General features: G+C 70.1%; 17 protein-coding genes. 3 read left to right on the top strand and 14 right to left on the bottom strand.

The genetic code is table 11. The features are described from left to right. The first annotated feature begins 351 nt into the window (after nucleotides 1–351). Complete coding sequence (locus ACFLIM_RS31475; RefSeq protein ID WP_393171641.1) at nucleotides 352–1,392, top strand: AI-2E family transporter; 1,041 nt, start codon at nucleotides 352–354, stop codon at nucleotides 1,390–1,392. On the opposite strand, the gene ACFLIM_RS31470 is transcribed toward ACFLIM_RS31475, so the two are convergent. The 8 genes from ACFLIM_RS31470 to ACFLIM_RS31435 form a co-directional block, all read right to left on the bottom strand. Then, on the bottom strand, nucleotides 1,369–2,121 hold the full coding sequence (locus ACFLIM_RS31470; protein WP_393171639.1) for a DUF6597 domain-containing transcriptional factor: 753 nt from the start codon (nucleotides 2,119–2,121) through the stop codon (nucleotides 1,369–1,371). The genes ACFLIM_RS31475 and ACFLIM_RS31470 overlap by 24 nt on opposite strands. 36 nt (nucleotides 2,122–2,157) lie before the next feature. Then, the gene (locus tag ACFLIM_RS31465; protein ID WP_393171637.1) at nucleotides 2,158–3,009 is read right to left on the bottom strand and encodes a hypothetical protein; all 852 of its coding nucleotides are present in this window, start codon (nucleotides 3,007–3,009) and stop codon (nucleotides 2,158–2,160) included. Nucleotides 3,010–3,260: 251 nt separating this feature from the next. Continuing rightward, nucleotides 3,261–4,457, bottom strand: a complete 1,197-nt coding sequence (locus ACFLIM_RS31460; protein WP_393171635.1) for an ABC transporter permease — start codon at nucleotides 4,455–4,457, stop codon at nucleotides 3,261–3,263. Continuing rightward, nucleotides 4,454–5,143, bottom strand: coding sequence for an ABC transporter ATP-binding protein (locus ACFLIM_RS31455; protein ID WP_393171646.1), 690 nt, complete (start codon nucleotides 5,141–5,143; stop codon nucleotides 4,454–4,456). Before ACFLIM_RS31455 ends, ACFLIM_RS31460 begins: the two co-directional genes overlap by 4 nt. Beyond that, the gene (locus ACFLIM_RS31450) at nucleotides 5,143–6,237 is read right to left on the bottom strand and encodes a peptidoglycan-binding protein (RefSeq protein ID WP_393171633.1); all 1,095 of its coding nucleotides are present in this window, start codon (nucleotides 6,235–6,237) and stop codon (nucleotides 5,143–5,145) included. Before ACFLIM_RS31450 ends, ACFLIM_RS31455 begins: the two co-directional genes overlap by 1 nt. Continuing rightward, nucleotides 6,234–6,761 (bottom strand): hypothetical protein, encoded by a 528-nt coding sequence (locus tag ACFLIM_RS31445; protein ID WP_393171631.1) that lies wholly within the window; start codon nucleotides 6,759–6,761, stop codon nucleotides 6,234–6,236. Before ACFLIM_RS31445 ends, ACFLIM_RS31450 begins: the two co-directional genes overlap by 4 nt. A gap of 23 nt (nucleotides 6,762–6,784) precedes the next feature. Then, on the bottom strand, nucleotides 6,785–8,194 hold the full coding sequence (locus tag ACFLIM_RS31440) for a sensor histidine kinase (RefSeq protein WP_393171630.1): 1,410 nt from the start codon (nucleotides 8,192–8,194) through the stop codon (nucleotides 6,785–6,787). Beyond that, entirely contained in the window at nucleotides 8,191–8,868 is a 678-nt protein-coding gene (locus tag ACFLIM_RS31435) for a response regulator transcription factor (RefSeq protein ID WP_393171628.1), read from the bottom strand. The genes ACFLIM_RS31440 and ACFLIM_RS31435 overlap by 4 nt, the downstream gene beginning before the upstream one ends. Before the next feature lie 245 nt (nucleotides 8,869–9,113). Between ACFLIM_RS31435 and erm the strand changes: the two genes are divergently transcribed. Further along, nucleotides 9,114–9,953 (top strand): ErmE/ErmH/ErmO/ErmR family 23S rRNA (adenine(2058)-N(6))-methyltransferase, encoded by an 840-nt coding sequence (erm, locus tag ACFLIM_RS31430; protein ID WP_393171626.1) that lies wholly within the window; start codon nucleotides 9,114–9,116, stop codon nucleotides 9,951–9,953. On the opposite strand, the gene ACFLIM_RS31425 is transcribed toward erm, so the two are convergent. Next, nucleotides 9,942–11,336: a hypothetical protein gene (locus tag ACFLIM_RS31425; protein WP_393171624.1), complete on the bottom strand. Its 1,395-nt coding sequence runs from the start codon at nucleotides 11,334–11,336 to the stop codon at nucleotides 9,942–9,944. The two genes, erm and ACFLIM_RS31425, sit on opposite strands and share 12 nt — an antisense overlap. Nucleotides 11,337–11,453: 117 nt before the next feature. Between ACFLIM_RS31425 and ACFLIM_RS31420 the strand changes: the two genes are divergently transcribed. Continuing rightward, the gene (locus tag ACFLIM_RS31420; protein ID WP_393171622.1) at nucleotides 11,454–13,031 is read left to right on the top strand and encodes a molybdopterin-dependent oxidoreductase; all 1,578 of its coding nucleotides are present in this window, start codon (nucleotides 11,454–11,456) and stop codon (nucleotides 13,029–13,031) included. A 49-nt stretch (nucleotides 13,032–13,080) separates the two neighbouring features. Here the strand turns inward: ACFLIM_RS31420 and ACFLIM_RS31415 are convergent, their stop codons facing one another. From ACFLIM_RS31415 to ACFLIM_RS31395, 5 genes are all read right to left on the bottom strand, one after another. Then, complete coding sequence (locus ACFLIM_RS31415) at nucleotides 13,081–14,763, bottom strand: carbohydrate-binding protein (protein ID WP_393171620.1); 1,683 nt, start codon at nucleotides 14,761–14,763, stop codon at nucleotides 13,081–13,083. After that, nucleotides 14,760–16,322: a chitinase gene (locus tag ACFLIM_RS31410; RefSeq protein WP_393171618.1), complete on the bottom strand. Its 1,563-nt coding sequence runs from the start codon at nucleotides 16,320–16,322 to the stop codon at nucleotides 14,760–14,762. The genes ACFLIM_RS31415 and ACFLIM_RS31410 overlap by 4 nt, the downstream gene beginning before the upstream one ends. A 302-nt stretch (nucleotides 16,323–16,624) precedes the next feature. Further along, the gene (locus ACFLIM_RS31405; RefSeq protein ID WP_393171616.1) at nucleotides 16,625–18,454 is read right to left on the bottom strand and encodes a M14 family zinc carboxypeptidase; all 1,830 of its coding nucleotides are present in this window, start codon (nucleotides 18,452–18,454) and stop codon (nucleotides 16,625–16,627) included. 267 nt (nucleotides 18,455–18,721) lie between these two features. Then, complete coding sequence (locus ACFLIM_RS31400) at nucleotides 18,722–19,321, bottom strand: hypothetical protein (protein WP_393171614.1); 600 nt, start codon at nucleotides 19,319–19,321, stop codon at nucleotides 18,722–18,724. Further along, nucleotides 19,318–20,709: a selenium-binding protein SBP56-related protein gene (locus ACFLIM_RS31395; protein ID WP_393171612.1), complete on the bottom strand. Its 1,392-nt coding sequence runs from the start codon at nucleotides 20,707–20,709 to the stop codon at nucleotides 19,318–19,320. The genes ACFLIM_RS31400 and ACFLIM_RS31395 overlap by 4 nt, the downstream gene beginning before the upstream one ends. Nucleotides 20,710–20,780: the final 71 nt, after the last annotated feature.

Here is a 20,780-nt window from a genome sequence, read left to right as displayed (position 1 = left end):
GAGTTCTCAAGAAACGGACGCGTACCCCAAACCCGGAAACCCGCAGGTCCCTCACCCGGAGGCGTTCATTTCGTTATGCCCTAATTCTTTCAGCCGTTCAAGTCTCTGTCAAATTGACCCGACTCGCTCAACCTGCGGAAATTAAGTCGCGTCCCGATCCGGGACAACCCCTCAAACTTACCAGCCCATCCGAGCAGACGCGAACGTCTCACCGGAGTGGAAGTGTCTGGAGGTCGTCCCCGAGTGAGCCCGGCGATCATCGCCGTCCTCGCGGGACTGCTGAACTCTATGTACGCCTCCCGGAACCGTCAAATCGATGGTTCGCCCGTCCGCCGGGGGTAGGTACCGGGCGTGCGAGATCAACCAGTCCCCAGGGCGCTCATCATCCTGGTGGGCATCGCCGCCGCGGTGGTCGTCCTCTTCGGCATTCGAGAGGTCGCCTCGATCGTCGGCCCCGTGGTGCTGGCCCTCGTGCTCGTCATCGCCGTCGCCCCGGTCCGCGGCTGGCTCGACGTCAGGAAGGCTCCCATCTGGCTCCAGGTCGCGGTGCCGTTCCTCATCGTCCTGCTGGTGCTCCTGGGCATGGCCGGCATCCTGACCATCTCGGCCACCCAACTCGCCGCGCTGCTGCCGACGTACACCGGCCAGTTCCAGCAGCTCCTCACCGACGCGCAGCAGTGGGCCACCACGCACGGCCTCAGCAACGAGGTGCTCGACAGAGCGATGCAGGCGTTCGATCCCGGCAAGATCCTCGGATTGGCGCAGAGCCTGCTCGGCGGTTTGATCGGAGTTCTCTCCGGGCTCTTTCTCATTGTCGTGGTTTTGCTGGCGATGTGCCTTGACGCGCCCGTGACCGCGAAAATCCTGGCGGACGGTGAGGGGAGCAGGCCGCGACTGGTGACCGCGCTCGGCGTGTTCGCGCACAAAACCAGGCGTTATCTCATCGTCTCCACCGTCTTCGGGCTGATGAACGCGATACTCGACGTCATCGCCCTGTCATTGCTGGATGTGCCGCTGCCGCTGCTCTGGGGTGTGCTCGCGCTCATCGCCAACTACATCCCCAACATCGGTTTCGTCATCGCCCTGCTGCCGCCCGCCATGCTCGCCCTGCTGGACGGCGGTGTGCGGACAATGTTGCTCGTCATCGCCGCGTATATCGTCATCAACGTCGTCACCCAATCGCTCATCCTGCCCAAATTCCTGGGTGACGCCGTGGGTTTGTCGACGACGATGACGTTCATCTCGCTGATTGTCTGGACTTTCGTGCTGGGGCCGCTGGGCGCCATTCTCGCCATTCCGCTGAGCCTGCTGACGCGGGCGTTGCTGGTGGACAGCGATCCGAGCGCCAAGTGGGCGCAGGCGCTCATTTCAGGCAAGCTCCCGAACGGGTGAGACGAGGCTGCTCATCGGCACCCCGCTGAGCCGCTTGACGTCGTGGGACAGGTGCGCCTGGTCGGTGTAGCCCGCCGTGACGGCCACCTCGGCCAGCGGGACGCCGGCGCGGGCCAGCCGCAGCGCACGCTGGAAGCGGACGATGCGCTGGAGGGTCTTCGGGGCGTAGCCGAAGGCCGTCAGGCTGCGGCGCTGGAGCTGGCGTTCGCTGAGGCCGAGATCCCAGGCCACCGCTCCGACCGTGTGGCCCCCGCGCAGTGCCGTGGCGATGGCGGGGGCGGCCGGGTCGACGGAGGCTGACCGGCTCAGACGCCCTCTGACGGCCGAGCGCATGCCGTCGAGGCGTGACCGCATGACGGTCTCACGGCCCGCGGCGTCGAGGCGTGAAGGGATGGTGGTCTCAGGACCCGCGGGATCGAGCCAGAGCCTGAGGGCTGGGAGGTCGGACACGGAGACGCGTTGATCGCGCAGTTCCTGGAGCGGCACTCCGAAGACGTCGCCTGCCACGCCCGGTTTGAAGCGGATGCCCACGAAGGTGTCGCCCGCTCTCATGGGCGTGGGCATGGGCCCCGTGTCTGGCCCGGCCACGAACAGGCCCTCGGGACCCCAGATGAGGTCGACGCAGGCGTCGGGCACCACGAGCTGGGTGGTGTCCGCCTCGGCGACCTGGTGCCACACGCAGGCGACGCGCCCGGCGAGATCCTGGTCGGGAGGTCGTTCGAGGTACATGCCCCCAACGTACGCCTCCTCACCGACAGAGCCACCTCAGGGCAGCCGACCATACGCGCGCAGCGTCCTGAGCCTCTGTACGGTGACGTAGCCGCCCCATTCGTGCTCCACCAGCGGCGTCCACATCGGCCAGTTGCCGTTCCAGCCCCCGTCGGCGGACTGGGCGGCGGCGAGCGCGTCGAGGTGGACGTCCAGCACCTCCTGGCTGAACAGCGGCAGCCGCAGCGGCGAGGGCGCGAAGTCCAGCGGGAAGTGCGCCTCGCCCGCCTCGTCCGGGTCGAGGGCGACGGTCGCCAGGATGGCGTCACGCAGCCGGGCGAACTCCGCCTCCGCCCGGCCCCGGTCCGGCACCAGGTCCAGGAACGTCACCACGGAGCGAGCCTCGTACGGACTGGTCTCGCTCAGCGCGGCGATCCGCGACCAGCAGAAGTCAGTGGCGGTCGCCAGCCACGGATGCGTGCTGCCGTGTTTGTGCAGCAGCCCCGCGACCGACGCGGTGGGAATGAGGGTGCCCGGCGGGTCGTCGTCGGTCTGCCACCACGGCGCGCGCGGCGTGTCGCGGACGGACGGCAGGACGAACGGCACGCCGCCGTCCGAGGCGCTGACGCGGGCCAGGTAGTCGCAGGCGGCGGGCACCATCGGCGAGTCGAAGGCGTCGAGCTCGTCCAGGATCCAGAACGCCACCTCGACCGGCTCCGGCTGGCTGCCCGCGCCGCGCAGGTCGGGCTCCAGCGCGTTGCCGAACCCGCCGTCGGCGTTCTGGTAGCAGCGCAGGACGTCGAGCACCCGCTCGCGCGGCCCGTCCGCGAACAGCGCCGCGAAGCGCATCCTGTCGATCAGCCTGCCGTGAAGCTGCAGATATCTCTCTGCCCGGTCCAGCACATCCATGTCAGCGGGATCCTTCTCAAGGGGAAAGCCGGTTCTCACGGCGAAGCTATCCCCCAGCCCGCGCCGTTCTCTTGTAACAATCGGACATGTGGAGCAGGTTCACGGGCGTGAGTGACGCGGCGGCGATGTTGCCCGCCGTGCCGGGCTGTGAGGTGCTGGGCGAGCGGCTGCTACGAGGTGCGGGCGCGTGATGCCCGGCGACCCTCCGGGGATCTTCAAGTCGCACGGGCATCTCGTCAGGATCATCGTGGTCACGGAGTAGCCAGGGCCTCCGTCGGCGACATGCGCGCGGCGCGTACCGCCGGGTAGAAGCCTGCGATGCCGCCGATGATCAAGGTGGCGAAGACGCCGCCGAGCATTGCCCAGACCGGCACGATCGCGGGCCAGGTCTGGAAGCTGGCGTACGCGGCGGTGACGCCGATGCCGAGCAGCACGCCGCCGACGCCCCCGATGGCCGACAGCAGCAGCGACTCGGCCAGGAACTGGATGCGGATCTGCCCGCGCGTGGCGCCCAGCGAGCGGCGCAGGCCGATCTCCGCGCGGCGCTCCAGCACCGAGATGACCATCGTGTTGGCCACGCCCACGCCGCCGACCAGTAGCGCGACCCCGCCGAGACCGAGCAGGAGCGCGTTCAGCGTGGCGTCGGTGGCCTGCTTGGCGGCCAGCACGTCCGACGGCCTGGAGACCTCGACCTCGCTGGGTGACTCCGGGTTGGCGGTGGCGGCGAGCACGTCGCGGACCGCGACGACCGACGCTTCCTGCGCCCTGGCGTAGATCGTGGTGGCGTACCCGTCGAAGCCCAGCCGTTCCTCCGCGACCGGCCAGCCGACCAGGGCGGCCGTGTCGAGCTCGGGGGCCAGCGGCGCGGGGGCGAGCACGCCGACGACGGTGAACCACTGCCCGCCCAGCCAGACCCGCTGCTCGGGTCCCGCCTGGACGACGCCGAGCCGGTCGGCCGCCTTGGCGCCGAGCACGGTGGCGGGGTAGCGGTGGGTGGCCTCGTTCAGCCAGGCGCCGCTGACTAGGCCGGCGCCGACGTCCTTGGGCAGGTCGAGGCGGGCGGCGGTGACGGAGATGCTGCCCGTCTCCGCCTCCGGGATGTGGTCGTTGCGGTAGACCTTGGCGGGGGTGGTGCCGGTCGCGGTGACCGCGGTGACGGGGGCGATCTGGCCGATCATGCCCTCGGACTCCTCGGGCAGGTGCGACCCCTCGCCGAACAGGGTCTGGCCCGGCGACACGGTCAGCAGGTTCGTGCCGAGCGCTGCGAGTTGCCGGTTGAGGTCCTCCTGGCTGGAGGCGGAGATGCCGACGACGCCGAGCATGGCGGCGATGCCGATGGCGATGCCGAGCGCCGACAGGAACACCCGCAGCGGCCTGGCCCGCAGGCCCGACCCGCCGACCCTGATCACGTCTCGAGGTCGCATCCGGGCCGATACCAACACCGTCATATCCGCACCCCGTCCACCCGAGTCGTATTGCGCGCCTCCTGCACGACACTGCCGTCGAGCATCTCGACCTGCCGGGGCAGCGAGGCGGCGATGTCGCGGTCGTGGGTGATGATGACCACGGTGGTGCCGCCCGCGTTCAGCTCGCGCAGCAGGTCCATCACCCCGGCTCCGGAGCGGGAGTCGAGGTTGCCCGTCGGCTCGTCGGCCAGCAGGAGTTGCGGCTCGCCGACCACGGCGCGGGCGATGGCGACGCGCTGCCGCTCGCCGCCGGACAACTCGTGCGGGCGATGGCCGAGCCGGTGCCCGAGCCCCACGCGTTCCAGGGCGTCGTACGCGCGCAGCCGCCGTTCGCGCAGGGACGGGCCCGCGTACAGCAGGCCGTCGGCCACGTTGTCCAGGGCGGGCACCCCGGCGGCGAGGTGGAACTGCTGGAAGACGAAGCCGATGGCGTTCGCGCGCAGGGCGGACAGCTGCTTGTCGGTGAGCGAGAGCACGTCGTGCCCGGCGATCCGGACCAGGCCGCCGGACGGGCGGTCGAGGGTGCCGATCATGTTGAGCATGGTCGATTTGCCCGAGCCCGACGGGCCGACGATGCCGACGAGCTCGCCGTAGCCGATGCCCATCGAGACCCCGCGCAGCGCGGCGACCTCGCCGTACTCCTTGCTCACGTCGTGCAGTTCGACGATCACTTGGGCACCGCCACGGTCATGCCCTCGTCCACGCCGGTGACCTCGACCTTGCCGTCGGCGAACATGCCGGTCTCGACCGCGACGTAGCGGGTGGCGGCGCCCTCCACGACCTGTACGCCGTAGCCGCCCTCGGCCAGTGCGACCAGCGCTCCGACGGGTACGGCCAGCACGTCCTCACGCTGGTCCGAGACGATGGTGACGTCCACGGGCGCGGCGTCGAACGACTTCTTCAGCCCGCTCACCGAGACCTTCACCTCGACCGTGGTGGTGGTGTCGTTGCCGCTGGTGGTCTCGGTGGCGACCTTGCCGACGCTCGTGACCTTGCCGTTCACCGTGCTGCCGTCGGGGAGCTCGACGGTGGCCTTCATGCCCTTCCTGACCAGGTGCTCGTCGGCCACGTCGAGGTTGACGAGCACCTCGCGGGTGGTGCCGGTGGCGGAGAGCACCTGCCCGCTCGCCGCGTCGCCGAGGGTCTTCTTGAGCTCGGCGACGCGGATCTGGCCGTCGGCGACCACGACGTCGCCGGGCTGCACCTTGCCGGTGACGTCGAGCCCGAGGTCCTCCTGCCAGTCCTCGACCGCTTCCCTGGTGGTCCAGGTGAACTCGTTGTCCACGTCGAAGCCGGTGTAGCCGAGCTTGTCCAGGTTGCGTTCGAGCAGCTCGACGTCCCTGCCTTCGACGCCGTCCTCCAGGGTGCGGTAGAGGGGCATGGTGCCGTACAGGAGGGGGCGGCGGTCGGCGTCCACGCTGTAGACGCCGTGGCCCCTGGTGATGGTGGAGCCCTCTCCGGGGAGCCAGGTGATCGTGCCCTGGGATTTGCCGGTGACGGTCAAGGTGTCGCCGTAGCCGAGGGTGCCGTCCACGGTCTTGGTCGCGGTGAGGGTCGTGCGGGTCACCTTCGCGGTGGCGGGGGCTGTGCGAGTGGCGACGGCCGTACCCGTGCCGTTGCCGCCGAAGCCCACGGCGGCGGCCGCGACGGCGGCGGCGAGCAGCGCGGCGCCGCCCGTCCACGCCAGGACCCGCAGCGGGCTGCGGCGGCGTGGCGGCAACGCGCGCACGGCCCGCTCGTTCTTCTCCTTCACCTGCGTCACTTGCCCCCTCCCATCCTGGGGAACTTCTTGTTGCAGGCTTCCAGCGCCTTCTGGAACTTGGGGTCGTTGCGGTTGAGCTTGCCCACGGTGCCGTTGGCGAAGCTGCCGTCGGGGTTGGGGTCGGGCATGTTCACGCCGTTCTCGCGCATGCACTGGGCGAACTGGCGGAGCTTTTCGACGTCCTCCGGTTTGAGGTCGGCGCGGTCCTTGAACGGGGCGTAGGCCCGGCAGGCCTCGGCGGCCTCCTGGACCTTCTTCTTGTCGACGCCCTGGCCGATCGTGGTGAGACCGCCGCCGCCGTTGGGGTCGGGGTCCTCCATGGGGACGCCGTGCTCGCGCATGCACTGGGCGAACTTCCTGCCCTGCTCCTGCGGGTCGGCCGTGGTGCTCGGCGACGCGCTGGCGGAGGGCTTGGCCGAGCTCCCGGCCGCTACGGAGGCGACTCCGGTGCCGCTCTGCTGACCGCCGCAGCCGGTCAGGGCGAACGCGGCCAGTAGCCCGGTGGCGATAAGTGTCCTTCTCATGCTCCGAATGTGCCGAGCGCCGTTCAATGTGAGCTGGGAACCGCCTGGGAGTCCGGTAGGAGCACGCGGAAGGTCGCGCCCTCGCCGGGTGCGGTGTCCAGTTCGACGCGGCCGCCGTGCGCGCGGACGATCGCGGAGACGATGGCCAGGCCGAGCCCGGCGCCGCCGTCGGCCCTGGATCTGCCCGGGCTGACGCGGTAGAGGCGGTCGAACAGGCGCGGCACGTGCTCGGGCGGCACGCCCGGCCCGGTGTCCGACACCTCCAGTACGCCCATGCTGCCCGACCTGCCCACCTTGATGGAGATGGCGGCTTCGTGGGGCGTGTGGCAGAGCGCGTTGGCGACGAGGTTGGCGGCCACCTGGCGCAGGCGGGCCTCGTCGCCCACGATCGACACGGGCGCGAGCTGGTCGCCCAGGCCGGCGAGCTTGACCTGCCGGTCCGGCACGCGTACGCGGGCGTCGCGGATCGTGTCGGCGGCCACTTCCAGCAGGTCCACGGGGCGGCGGTCGAGTGGGCGTTCCTCGTCGAGCTGGGCCAGCGTGAGCAGGTCGTTGACGAGCACGCCCATCCTGGCCGCCTCGTGCTCGATCCTGCGCATCGTCTCGTCGGTGTCGCCGCCGCCCCTGCGGTGCAGCTCGGCGAAGCCGCGTACGGACGTGAGCGGGGTGCGCAGCTCGTGCGAGGCGTCGGCGAGGAAACGCCGCATCCGGGACTCGGAGTCGGTCCTGGCTGCGATCTCGGACTGGAGGCGGTCGAGCATGACGTTCATGGCTCCGGCCAGGCGGCCCGGCTCCGTGTGCGGGTCGGAGGCATGGACCCGGCGGTCGAAGTCACCGCGGGCGATGTGGCCCGCCGTGGCCTCCATCCTGGTCAGGGGCCGCAGGCCGAGGCGTACGACGGCGTCGGCGGCCAGGCCTAGCAGGAGCAGCACCAACGCGCTGACCGCGACGGCGATGCCCATGGCCGAGGTCTGGGTCTGCTCCAGCTCGGCGAGCGACTGGGCGAACACCAGGGTGCCGCCCTGGGGCAGTTCGGCGGCGCGGACCCGCCACGAGGCTCCCGAGGTGCCCGGGACGGTGTAGGAGACGCCGGTCCTGATCTCGTCGAGGACAGGGGCGGGCTGGGCCCGGTCGTCGGCGGACTTGAACTGCAGCGTGCCGTCGGGGTTGTAGACCATGACCCGCTGGATCGCCGCGAACCGCTTGGCGAGCACGTCGTTGAAGTCCGGGACGGTCGGCTTCGGGGCGAGCGCCAGGAAGCTCTTCTGCCCCGCGATCTTGGTGAGCTGCTGCAACTGCTCGTCCACGCGGCTCATCATGTTGTCGCGCAGCAGCATGACGCCGACCACGTTGGACAGCACGAGCCCGATCGTGGCGAGGCCGAGGATGGCCATGACCAGCCGGGTGCGCAGGGTCCAGGTAGCGGGCCTCATCGCGGGCTCCTCAGCGTGTAGCCGACGCCGCGCACGGTGTGGATGAGCTGCGGCTCCCATTTGTCGATCTTCTTGCGCAGGTAGTAGACGTACGACTCGACGATGCTGGAGTCGCCGTCGAAGTCGTAGCGCCAGACGCTGTCGAGGATCTGCGCCTTGCTCACCACCCGGCCGGCGTTCGTCAGCAGGTATTCGAGCAGGTTGAACTCGGTGGGCGACAGGTCGACCGGTACGCCGGCCCGGCGTACCTCGTGGGCCTGCACGTCCAGCTCCAGGTCGGCGTAGCGCAGGACGTCGTCCTGGGGTTTGGCCCCGCTGCGCCGCAGGATGGCGCGGATGCGCAACACGACCTCCTCCAGGCTGAACGGCTTGGCCACGTAGTCGTCGGCGCCCAGCGTGAGGCCCTGCACGCGGTCCTCGACCCCGTCGCGGGCGGTCAGGAACAGCACCGGGATGCGCTCGCCGAGCCGCCTGGCCACCTCGAAGCCGTCGAAGTCCTCCAGCATCACGTCGAGCACCACGATGTCGGGCTGGAACTCCCTGGCGGCCGTCACCGCCTCCGCGCCGGTGGCCGCGGTCCTGACCTCGAACGAGACCAGTCGCAGGGTCTGCGAGAGCAGGGCGCGGATGTTCGGCTCGTCGTCGACGACGAGCACCCTGGCCGGTCGGTCCATGGTTAAAGGTCTACCCGAGCCAGCTCAATGCCAGCTCAAAGCGTTTATTGCGTTGCCCGCCCCAGAAGGCGCCGCCTACAGTGACGCGCATGACATGCATGTGCTCCTGCCCGATGTTCATCCGCATCCGCCACGGCCGGGCTCTGGCCCGCTAGCGGACGCGTAACACCTGAGGCTGAGCGTCCGCACGCGCGCCCAGGGCCCTTCGAGACCTGTCAATCTCGAGGACCCGAAAGGGCAGTGCTGTGGCGCAGAATTTCGCGCACGGAAACTATTCACACACTCAGAAGAAGGCCAGGAACAGCGGTGGCGGCCGCACGCCCGCGGATCGGGCGCGACGCGCGCTGTCGCAGAATTTCCTGGTCGACAGGCATGCCGTCGACCTGGTGGTGAAGGCCGCCGCTCCGGAAGGGCTCGTGCTGGAGCCCGGCGCGGGCGAAGGCGTGCTCACCTTGGCACTGGCCGAGGCGGGCGCGCGGGTCGTCGGCTACGAGATCGATCCGCGGCTGGCCGGCCGGCTGGCCTCGCGCACCCGCGAAGATCCCAGGATCGATGTGGTCAGGGGTGACTTCACGGCCGCGCGGGCGCCGCGTGAGCCGTTCGCGGTCGTGGGCAACATCCCTTACTCGATCACGTCGAAGATCGTGGACTGGTGCCTGCGGGCGCCGGCCCTGACCTCGGCGACGCTGCTCACGCAGCGGGAGTACGCCCGTAAGCGCTCGGGCGACTACGGCCGCTGGAGCCTGGTCACGGTGGAGTCGTGGCCGTGGTTCAGCTGGCGGCTCGGCGACACGATCGGCCGGGACAGCTTCCGGCCCGTCCCGTCCGTCGACTCGGCGATCCTGCGCCTCCAGCGCAGGCCCGCGCCGCTCGTCCACGGGTCGCTCAAACACGGGCGCCGCTCGTACCAGGAGCTGGTCGAGCTGGGCTTCGGCGGGGTGGGCGGCTCGGTGCGCGCGTCGCTGAAGACCCGCTACCAAGGGGTGGACGCCGCGCTGGCAGCCGCGGGCGTCGCCCGCGACACCGTCGTGGGATACGTCCACCCCGACCAGTGGATCACGCTGTGGGGGCGCCTATGCCGTTGACTTGACCCTGGCCTGCTCGGAGGGCCCGACGATGGGAGCCAGTCCTGGGGCCGCGACCGCGATGCGGCGGCCCCAGGGCATGGCCAGCGCCAGGATCGGCAGCAGCACGATCGACGCCCTCGACCAGTAGGAGTGCTGCAGCCACCACGTGTTGACGTCGAACTGCGTCATGAAGAGATAGCCGTAGGCCGCCCAGAAGGACGCGCCGATGATGGCCGGCCAGGCGAACCTGGTGGGCCTGGCGACCAGGAACGGCATGAACCACAGCAGGTATTGGGCCCCGAGCCGGGGCGTCATGACCATGAAGACGAGCAGGATGGCCGTGGTCATGTCGACGGGGTCGGCGCGCCGCCAGTAGAGCACGACGGCCACGACGCTGAGGTAGATCAGGTTCGTGCCGAACGACGCCAGATCCGTGCGCAGGGCCCAGTCGCCGCCGGTGAACCATGGCGTCCAGCCGTACTCGCCGACGATCGGCCTGATGTCCTGGATGGTGTGGATGACCTGCGGGATCTGCTGGAGCGAGGTGCCCGCGAAGATCGGCAGCGTGACCAGGAAGAAGAGCGGCACCAGCCCCGTGGTGAACAGGGCGGCGACCCGGGAGCGCAGGTTGGGCAGGAGCAGCAGCATGCCGGGGATCAGCCAGATCGGCCAGCTCTTCGCGCACAGCGCCAGGCCCATCAGCAGGCCCGCCAGCGCGCCCCGCTTCAGACCGGCCGCGTCGTCGTCACCGGGCAGCAGGGCCCGGTGCAGCATGCCGCCCCGGCCGATCACCCGCCGGACCGAGGCACGGGCGCCGTACGCCGCCACGCCCCTGCGTACCTTGGCCACCACCTCGGTCGTCATGCCGGGACGCTCGGGCGAGCCGGGTCCGCGGGCAACCACGAAGGCGGCCACGCCGAACACGAGCGCGACCGGCTCGACCTGGCCGTGGACCGAGGCGATCAGCAGGGCCAGCGGGTTGAGCGCGTACTGGAGGGCGCGCAGCGAGGCCTTGGGCCCGCCGGCCAGCTTGGCCACCAGCGGGATCAGCACGATGTCGGCGACCACGGTGACCAGGCGGCCCGCGTATTCCCACGGGATGCCGAGCCACAGCAGGATGCCGTAGACGTAGGGGATGGTCGGCAGGAAGTGCCAGCCGCCGTCGCTGGCCAGGACCGGGTCCTGGCCCCTGAGCACGGCCTCGCCGGCGGGCTTGAAGCTCTCCATGAAGTCGACGGGCTGCCACGAGTCGATGGCCGACGTGTACATGATCAGCACGCGAACGGCCACGCCCACGAGGATCGCGACGAGAAGAGGCGGGCGCCAGTCACGCCATTGCGCGACGAGAGCGAGCACGACACCGGCGACGAGGACTATCCCCGTGAGAACTGCGTAATCCATGGCGGCCTCTAGCCTGCCGCACCGGGAGGAGTGCCGCCACCAGGGGTTCCCATTCTTATCCCCGACATGCCGACACGTAAGGCACTAGAACGTCACCGTCTGTGTTGAACTTTTTCCATGGGGGGATCGCAGGTCAACCGGGCACTGGTCAGTCTCTACTACGAGGTGCGGAATGGGCTGCGCGACCCGGTCGCGGCCTGGGCGAAACTCACAGGGAACTCACAGCAATATCGGCCGGTGAGAGGCGAGCGGCGGGTGCCGCTGGACGACGCCACGGCGGCCGAGCTGGCGGCGGCCGCGATCGTGCACACCACTGCGCGGCACGGGGCGGACCGGGTGGCGGCGCTGGCCACCTCGCCGCTGGCGCGGCTGGTCGGCGGGCTCGGTGGCGCGGTGCTGACCGAGCACCCGTGCGCGCCCGAGCAGGTGCTGGGGCCGCGCTTCTCGGGTCCGGGCGCCGACGACTGGGCGCGGGCGGCCTACGTGCTGCTGTGGGGCGAGAACAACAGGCTGGTACGCACGGCGGACACGCCCTGGGTGATCGCCGGGCGCTACAAGGGGCAGAAGGTGGTCGCGATCGGCACGCACCCGACGCGGCTGTCGGACGAGACGCTGGTCGTGCGGCCCGGCACGGACGGGGCCCTGGCCATGGCCATGGGGCACGTGCTGCTCAAGGAGTTCTTCCTGGATCGCACGCCGTTCGCGCGGCACGCCGCCGAGCGTACCGACCTGCCGTTCCTGGTGCGGTTGCGGGCCCGCGAGGAGGCGTACGTGCCGGGGAGGCTGCTGGGGCGGGTGTGCGACCGGCTGAGCGTGTACGGGGGCGAGGCGGTGGAGGTGCTGCTGCCGCGCTTCGACGACGGGCCGGGGGTGCTGCGCCGGGGCGTTCCGGTGCTGCGCGACGGCGACGAGCTGGTGACGACCGTGTTCGACCTGCTGCTGGCCGTCTACGGGGTGGCGCGGCCCGGGCTGCCGGGCGTCTGGCCCACCGGGTACGAGGACCGGCGCGAGCCGTACACGCCTGCCTGGCAGGAGTACTACACCGGCGTGGCCGCGTCGCGCACGTTGAAGATCGCGCGGGAGCTGGGCGTGACGGCCGAGAAGACCGGCGGGCGGTGCGTGATCGTGCCGGGCCGGCTGGAGACGCCGCACGCCGACACCGCCTACCGGGCGATGCTGGCGTTGCTGGTGCTCACCGGGTGCGGCAGCGGCTGGGCGCAGGCGGGCGGCGCGGGGATCCCGCTGGTGCCGTACCTGTGCCTGCACGCCTGCGGCGAGGACCGGTCCGACGTGGGCGCGCTGAGCTGGGCGTTGTCCGACGGGCTGTTCGCGAGCAGGACGTCGCGCTCGGTGCTGCTGGAGGCGGTGCGCGACGGATGGCCGATGGCGCCCTCGCCGCGCGTGCTCGCCCTGCCGCGGCCGATCTACCCGCTGCCGCCCGACGTGGATCTGCTCATCGGGCCCGACGACCACTGCGACCTGTCACCGCCGGACGCGGAGCTGGTGGCCGCCGCGGTGACGCGGCTGGCCGGCCGGGCGGCGCCGGTGGAGCCCGGCGCCGCCCCGGGGGACGGCCGCATGCGGCTGCTGGTGGACCACGCCTGGATGCACGAGTACGGCGAGGCGCTGCCCACCTACCGCCCGCCAGGGCTGGGCATCCCGCTCAAACCCACCCAGCTGGTACGCGTCACGTGAGCCCGTTCATGCGGCCCGCCCCCGGCAAGGGGGCGGGCCGCTCAGCGGGTCAGAAGCCGGCGGTGGTCCTGGTGAACTCCCAGTCGGCCTGGGCGATGCCGCTGCAGTTCGAGACCACGCCGCCGCCCGGGCAGGGACGGTCGCGGTTGACGGCCCAGTAGGCGAGCCTGGTCAGGCCCCTGGAGTTGGCGTAGTCGCGGATCTGCGTCCAGGTGGACGGGGAGGTCAGCTCCTGCTGGTCGGACAGGCCGTTCATGCCCGAGATGCCCATGTGCGCGTACGCCTGGGCGTCGCTCCAGCCGAACGCGCTCTTCAACGCGTTCTTCAGACCCTCGGAGGCGTTGACCGTGTCCTGGTACATGTTCGTGCCGCCGAAGTCGAACGGCATGATCGTGTAGTTGTCGATCGGCACGCCCAGCGCCTTGGACTGGTTGATGAGCCGGATGCCGGGAGCGCTCGGTCCCGTCTTCGTGGTGCCGAACGTGACGACGACCTTGACGTTCGGGTTGCTCTGCTTGACGATCTTGAGGCCGTTCAGGATGCGGTCCTGGACGGTGTTGTTCTCGAACTCGTCGGTGTTCTCGATGTCGAAGTCCACGACGGCGGGGCCGACGGCGTTGATGACCTGCTGCACCGCGCCCGCGAACGCCTGCGGCGTCGAGCAGTTGGGGCCGAGCTTGTTCCCGGACCAGCCGCCGAACGAGATCTGGACGCTGCCGCCCTTCGACTTGATCGTGTTGATCGCCTGCTGATCGGCGCCGCCGGTCAGCGGGCGGTTCCCGTCCCACGCCGGGTTGCAGCCGCCGCTGGCCAGGATGAACGCCATCGTGAACGACCTGACCCCGGTCGCGTCCATGACGGTGCCCGGGTTAGGCGGGTTGCCCCAGCCCATATAGAGGTAGGGAGCGCCGGGCATCTTGGAGGGGTTGCTGCACCCGGTGGTCGTGGCGGTGGCGTCCCGGCCGGCCGACTCGCCGACCGAGTTGTACGCCCGCACGCTGTAGGTGTGCGTCGTGCACGCGCCGAGCCCGGAGACGGTCGCGCTGGTGCCGGTGACCTGGGCCCGCTGGGTCGAGCCCTCGTAGACGCGGTAGCCGGTCACCGTGCCCGACGAGGCTCCCCAGCTGAGCGAGATGCTGGAGCTCGTGGCCGACGTGCTCACCGTGCCCGGCTGGCCGGGGGCGCCGGTGCCGCCCGAGGTGGTGGCCGTGACCGAGTTGCTGACGCCCGAGAGGTTCCCGGCCGCGTCGCGGGCGCGGACGGTGTAGGTGTAGCTGGTGCTCGCGGCGCGGCCCGTGTCCGTGTAGCCGGTGCCGGTCGCGGTGGTGACCAGGGTGCCGCCGCGGTAGACGTTGTAGCCGGTGACGCCCACGTTGTCGGTGGAGGCGTTCCAGGCCAGCGAGACGCTGCTGGAGGTGACTCCGGTCGAGCGGAGGTTGCCGGGCACGGAGGGCACCGTGGTGTCGGTGCCGCCGCCCGTGCCGGGCTTCCAGAGGGCGGGCACGTTCGGCGGCTCCCAGCCGGGCTGAGAGGTGTGGGCCTGGAGGCACACGTAGTCGACGCCGTTGTAGGTGACGACCGCGCCGGTGGCGTACGCGGTCCACGGGGCCCAGGCGGCGGCCAGCTGCTGCACCGCGCCGTAGGCCGCGGGCGCGCTGGTCACGAGGCCGGCTCCGGTCAGGGCGAGGGCCAGGCTTGCCGCTAAAGCGGTGAGTTTGCTGCGAAATTTCATGGCATTCCCTGGAGGTGCGGCTTGACGGTCTTGGAGAACGACCAGTTGTTGCTGGCGTCCCAGTTGATGGACCAGGTCATCGCGCCCCTGATGTCGGGGTAGGCGCGCGGTGGCACGAAGGTCCCGCAGCTGGTCCGCTTGGCCAGGCAGTCAAGCGCCTGGTTGACGAGGGCGGGCGAGACGACGCCGCTGCCCGCAGCGCCCGGTCCGGCGGGCAGGCCCAGCGCCACCTGGTCGGGGCGCAGGCCGTTCTCGAGCTGGATGCAGGCCAGCGCGGTCATGAAGTTGACCGAGCCCTGCGCGTACGCCTGGGCCTGGTCGCAGCCGAGCATGGAGCCGGAGTTGTAGAACTGCGTGTGGACGACGGTGAGGATGTCCTTGATGGACAGGGCGAGCTTGAAGTACTCCATCCCGGTCGACTGCATGTCGATGGTCTGCGGGGCCATGGTGATGATCAGTCCGGAGCCGGCCTTCGAGCGCAGCGACCTCAGGGCCTGGGCCATGTAGGTGGCGTTGAGGCCGTTCTCCAGGTCGATGTCCACGCCGTCGAAGCCGTAGCTCTGCATCAGCGCGTACACGGAGTCGGCGAACTTCGTCGCGGCCGCCGCGCCGGCGACCTGCACGCGCCCGGCCTCGCCGCCGACGGACAGGATGACCTTCTTGCCCCGCTGGTGCAGGGCCTGCACGTCGGCCTTGAACTGGGCGTCGGTGTACCCGCCCACCGCGCTGGCCAGCTCGGGGTCGAGCCCGAAGACGACCTCTCCGGCCGTGGCGGTGGCCTCGCCGAACGCGACGGCGATCAGGTCGTACTCGTTGGGGACGGCCGACAGCTTGAGCTCGACGGCGGGGTTGACGAAGTTGTGCCAGTAGCCGGTGAGGAAGTGCTTGGGCAGCGTCCCGCCGCCGCCCGTGCAGCCGGTGGTGGTGGCGGTCACCGGGTCGCCTGCCGACTCGCCCTGCGCGTTGTACGCCTTGACGGTGTACGTGTGGGTCTCGCAGGCGCCGAGCCCGCCGATCGTGGTCGTGGTGCCCGTGACCGTGGCCTTGACAACCGTGCCCTCGTAGACGCGGTAACCGGTCACCGTGCCCGAGGACGCTCCCCAGGAGAGGGTGATGGCGCTACCGGTCGTGGTGGCGGTGGCGGCGCCCGGCTTGCCGGGGACCCCGGCCGACGAGCCGCCGCAGGAGGCGCCGTTCAGCGTGCAGCCGCTGATGCCGGGGAAGTTGCCCGGGCTGCCGTTGAAGCCGAAACTGGCGCTGGCCCCGGCCGCGAGCGTGGACGCCCAGCTCGGATTGGTGAACGTGTAGTGCTGGCCGCTCCTCGACATGACCGCGTCCCAGGCGGACGGGATCGAGAAGCCCGCGGGGACGTCGAACTGGACGTTCCAGCCGGTCATGGCCGTGGTGGTGCCGTTGGTGACGGTGACCTTGCCCTCGAAACCGGAGCCCCAGTCGGAGACTTTGACGAAGGTCGCGGTGGCCGAGGCGGCCTGGGCGGGCAGGGCGTACAGGCTGAGTGCGAGGGTCGCGAGCGCTAGGAGGATCGCGCGAAGTCTCACGGGTGCTTCCTTTGGGGGGCTGGCGTGCCGTACGGCTTGCACCGGGGGGTGAGAGCGCAAGCCGTACGGCACGGGGGCCCGTGGAGGTGAGCACGGGCCCCTTCGGGGGGTGGACGCGCGGTGAGTGGCTTTGCGGGGGTTGTAAGTATTTGTCCGATTGATGATTACTTTTAGGAAAGTTTCCTAAGAGTTGTCGTGATCGTAGCTTTGACAACGCGTGCTTACAAGACCCAATCCGGTGACCCCCGGACACGGCTCCGCCGTACAAGATTGCGATCTTGTACGGCGGAGTGCGGCTCGGTTTACGGTTGCTGGGTGATTCTGACGTCGTCGACGCCCGCCTCGACCAGGGAGGCTCCTGAGGCGTCGGCCGCGTCGATGAGGATGCGGACCGTCTGGCCCGCGAAGGCGTTCAGGCCGGCGGTCGCCGTGGCCCAGGCGCCGTTGCGGTTGGTGGCCGCGCCGGCCTGGTTGAACACGGTGGTCGTGGTGTTGCCTGCCACGCGGACCCGGAAGTAGTCGGCGCTGGAGGCGTTCGAGCCGTGTGCCAGGTACCACGACAGCGACAGGTTCAGCGCGCCCGTCGATGGTAGCGTGATCGGGGGCGACTGGATCGTGGTGATGCCGCCGTCGAGGTCGAAGTCACCGGCGGCCGAGCCCGCCAGGCGGCCCGTGACCAGGTCGTTCGTGCCGCTGACCGTGGTGCCGAGCTGCTTGCCCCCCGACGACGTGGTGGCCTCGGGGTCACCGCGTTCCCAGGCGCCGGTGGTGGCGGTGTCGGTGGCGCTCGGGTTCACGGTCCAGCCCGTGGCCGTCTCGAACGTGTCGGAGTAGACGGTCACCGGCGGGGTGCCGGTGCCGCAGTACTGGGCCTCCTTGCCGATGATCCGGTAGACGCAGTCCGAGTATTCGAGGAAGCGCAGCACGGCCTCCCTGTTGCGGGTGGTCTGGGGGACGATCTGCTCGTCCGGCGGGTAGAAGCCGGGGCTGGAGCCGGTCGGGTACATCTCGAACGTGAAGCTGAAGATCTTGTAGACGCCCCACATCCAGTCGTCGATGGTCCCGTCGGTGATGTAGAGGTCGCTGGCCTGCTCGGGCGTGTAGTTGTTGGTCGAGGCCATGTTCTGGCCGAGTGTGGCGTGCGCGTCCCGGTCGTCCTGGGTCAGGCCGGGCGCGGTGTCGTTGAAGGTGTAGCCGTAGGGCCACAGGACCAGTTCGCTGTAGGTGTGCCAGTCGAGGTTCGTCTTGATCTGCTGCACGCCGCCGACGACGCGGCTGCGTACCCAGTTGGCCGCCGCCCTGATCTCGGGCGCCGACTCCGCGCTCGCGCCACGGTAGGTCTCGCTGGAGGTCGAGCTCGATGAGCCGCCGCAGCAGCCCCACTGGTAGGCCCAGTTGCGGTTCAGGTCGGTGCCGACGGCCGGGGAGCCGGAGTTCGGCTGCCTGTTCTTGCGCCAGGAGCGGTAGGAGCCGGCGGCGATGTCGTACTCGCCGCCGTCGGGGTTGAGGTCCGGCATGATCCAGATTTCCCTGGTGTTGACCAGGTTCGTGATCCTGGAGTCCGTGCCGTAGTTGTCGGCCAGCAGGTGCATGATGTAGAGCGACATCTCGACCGTGAGGTGCTCGCGGGCGTGCTGGTGCGCGGTGAAGAGCACCTCGGGCTCGGTCTCGTCCGTGCCCACGTTGTCGCTGATCTTGATCAGGCGCAGCGCCCTGCCCTCGTACGAGGTGCCGAACGTCGTCTGGCTGACGATGTTCGGATGGGCCGCGACCAGGGCGTTGATGTCCGCGGTCATCTCCGCGAAGTTGTGGTAGGCGGAGTCCGCCGGCGGGAAGTCAAGCGCCCCGACGGCGGACGGGGGTGTCGGGCGCGGCGCCTCCGACACCCGGTAGCCGAGCCGCTTGATGGCGGCGACCTCGGCTTCCGTGGCCGTGACCAGGACCGAGTCCTTGGTCACCTCCTCGATGGCCGCACCGGTGGCGGCGACGGCGCTGCGCTGTTGCGCGTTGGCCGGACCCGCCACTCGATACTGCTTGTTGGCGGGTGGCTCGGCGGAGGCCCCCGCCCCTGTCATGCCGGTCAGGCAGATCAGGCCCAGGGCGGCCAGCAGGATGACTAATCGGTGTCTCACCTTGTCTCCTCAGGCGCTCGGGATCGGGTATTGACCGGCGCCTGAACTGAGAGTGAAGACGTTGCATTCTCCAGGAAAGGCCCAAATTTCCGGACATGTCCGGACCAGCGGTTTCCGCTGGCTGACAGGTCGCGGCCCGCGCGGCCACCCCTAGCCGCGCGGGCCGTTCTCACCTACAAGCGGCGAAGCCCGCTACGCCGCCAGCCACAGCGCGAACAGCAGGTCCACCAGATTCCATGGTAAACCACTAGGGTTTAGGGGTAAAGCTCAGACCTGAACCAGGGTGATGACACCAGCGGCGACGAGGGCCGCCGCCCACATCCGGTCCACGTTGAACCAGGCGCGCCGGAGCACCGCCAGCCCGGCCACCTTGTAGACGATCACCGCGATCCCCCCGGCCACCAGGAACATGGCCAGCGTGTGGTAGGCCGCCACGGCCAGCCCTCCCGACACCGCGTGCCCCGCGTGGCCCTGGGCGCTCATTCCGGTGAACACGGGCAGCAACATCAGGCCGGCCCCGTGCGCCGACGACATCAGGAACGACCAGCCGGCCAGCTGCCACAACGACAGGCGCATGCCCACCCAGCGGAAGTGGCGGGTCGAGAGCAGCCGCCACAGGCCGAAGGCCACCAGGACCAGCCCGCCGGCCACGGAGAGCACGGTCCCGGTGACCAGGGAGCCGGTGGCGGCAACGACGAGCGCCACCAGGGCCACCGACGCCAGGTGGCCCAGGGCGATCGCCGGGATCGACTGGAGCAGCCGGTCCAGGCTGCGTTCCTGCAGGCCGCGGGCCACCGCGAAGAGCCAGCCCATGGCGGGGTTCAGGCCGTGGAAGGCCCCGAGCAGGAGCACCGCGGTCAGGGTCACGGGTAGCAGTAGGAGTCGGAGGAGGCGTCACCGCCCTGGAGGCGCACCTGGTGCGGGCGCAGGCCGCGGAAGGCGTCGCCATGCGGGAAGAAATGGGTGTCGAAGGTGAGCGTGTCCGTGTCGATCTTGGCCATCCAGGCGCCCACGCCGTCGGGGTAGAACTGGTCGTCCCAGGAGCCGTACAGGGAGTTGGTGAGGTACACGCGGCGGCCGTCGCGGCTCACCTCGACCATCTGCGGGCCGCCGCGCGGCACGAACCCGGGCTCCGCCGGGTGCGGCGTCTGCCGCACGATGCCGCCGATCCGCAACGAGGCCAGCTCGACCGGCTTGTACGGATCCGAAACGTCGTACTGCTTGAGCTCGCCGGTGCCCCAGCAGGAGACGTAGAGCCGCTGGTCGTCCACCGACAGGGCCAGGTCGGTCACCAGCGGCGGCACCGCACCGAACGGCTTGAGGACGGGCGGCAGGAGATCGGCGTCGGCCGGCTCGGCGGGGATGGAGATGACCTTGCGCGCCTGCCAGCGACCGTCCTCGTGGAACCAGGTCCAGACCGACGCCGACAGGTCCTCGACGCTGGCGACCACCCCGACGAAGCCGTACAGGCGGGTCGGGTCGTGGGCGGGGCGCAGCTCCAGCGGCATCTGGTGCTCGTCGCCCAGATCCACTTCCTGGAGGTGCGTACGCTTGCGCAGGTCCCAGAAGTGCAGCTTATGGCCGTATTTCCGGCCGAGCAGCAGCTCCCCCACCACCCCGTCCTCGACCATCGACGGCGTGCCCCACTCCGAGGTCACCAGCACGTCGTGGTTGATGTGCCACCAGAAGTCGTAGGCGAGGTACTGCGGCCCCCTGTCCACCTCCCACTGCCCGACCACCTCGAACGAGGTGTGGTCGAGCACCGCGATCCCGCCCGGCCCTTCGTGGCCGTCGGCGCCGCCGAGCGCGGACACGTACAGGCCCTCGGGGCCGCAGTGCACGGTGTGCGGGCGCGAGTAGCCGGCGCGACGGGCCAGCGTCTCCGGTTCGACGACCTTGACCAGCTCCGGGCTGGTCCGGTCCTTGGTGTCGTAGATGTGGATGCGCGAGGAGCGCAGCCCCGGCACGACGAGGTAGCGCCTTTCGACGTGCGGGTGCGGCGCGTTGGGGCACAGGGCGCTGCTGCAGGCGTTCCAGCCGAAGTGGTGCAGCTCGTCGCCCGTGTTCGGCAGGTCCGTCCAGCCCACGACCGTGCCGTAGCCAGGCGAGGACGGATCGGTGTCGAGTACGGCCAGCGCGTCGGGACGCTCGGCGGCCCGGTCGAAGGCGGCGACGTACGCCAGCTTCTCGGCGGGGGCGTCGGCCGCGTCCCGAGGGGACGGGTAGAACGTGGGATCCGGAGTCCAGAGGCTCATCTCTCCACATATAGACCGATTCCCTACACGGTCAATAGGTATTGCGCCCCCGGATTTCTTGTCGCTGGAGT

Source organism: Nonomuraea marmarensis, from assembly GCF_043197025.1.
Lineage (GTDB): Bacteria > Actinomycetota > Actinomycetes > Streptosporangiales > Streptosporangiaceae > Nonomuraea > Nonomuraea marmarensis.
Note: the sequence above shows the minus strand (reverse complement) of the source record. Positions and strands in the feature narration are given on the sequence as shown.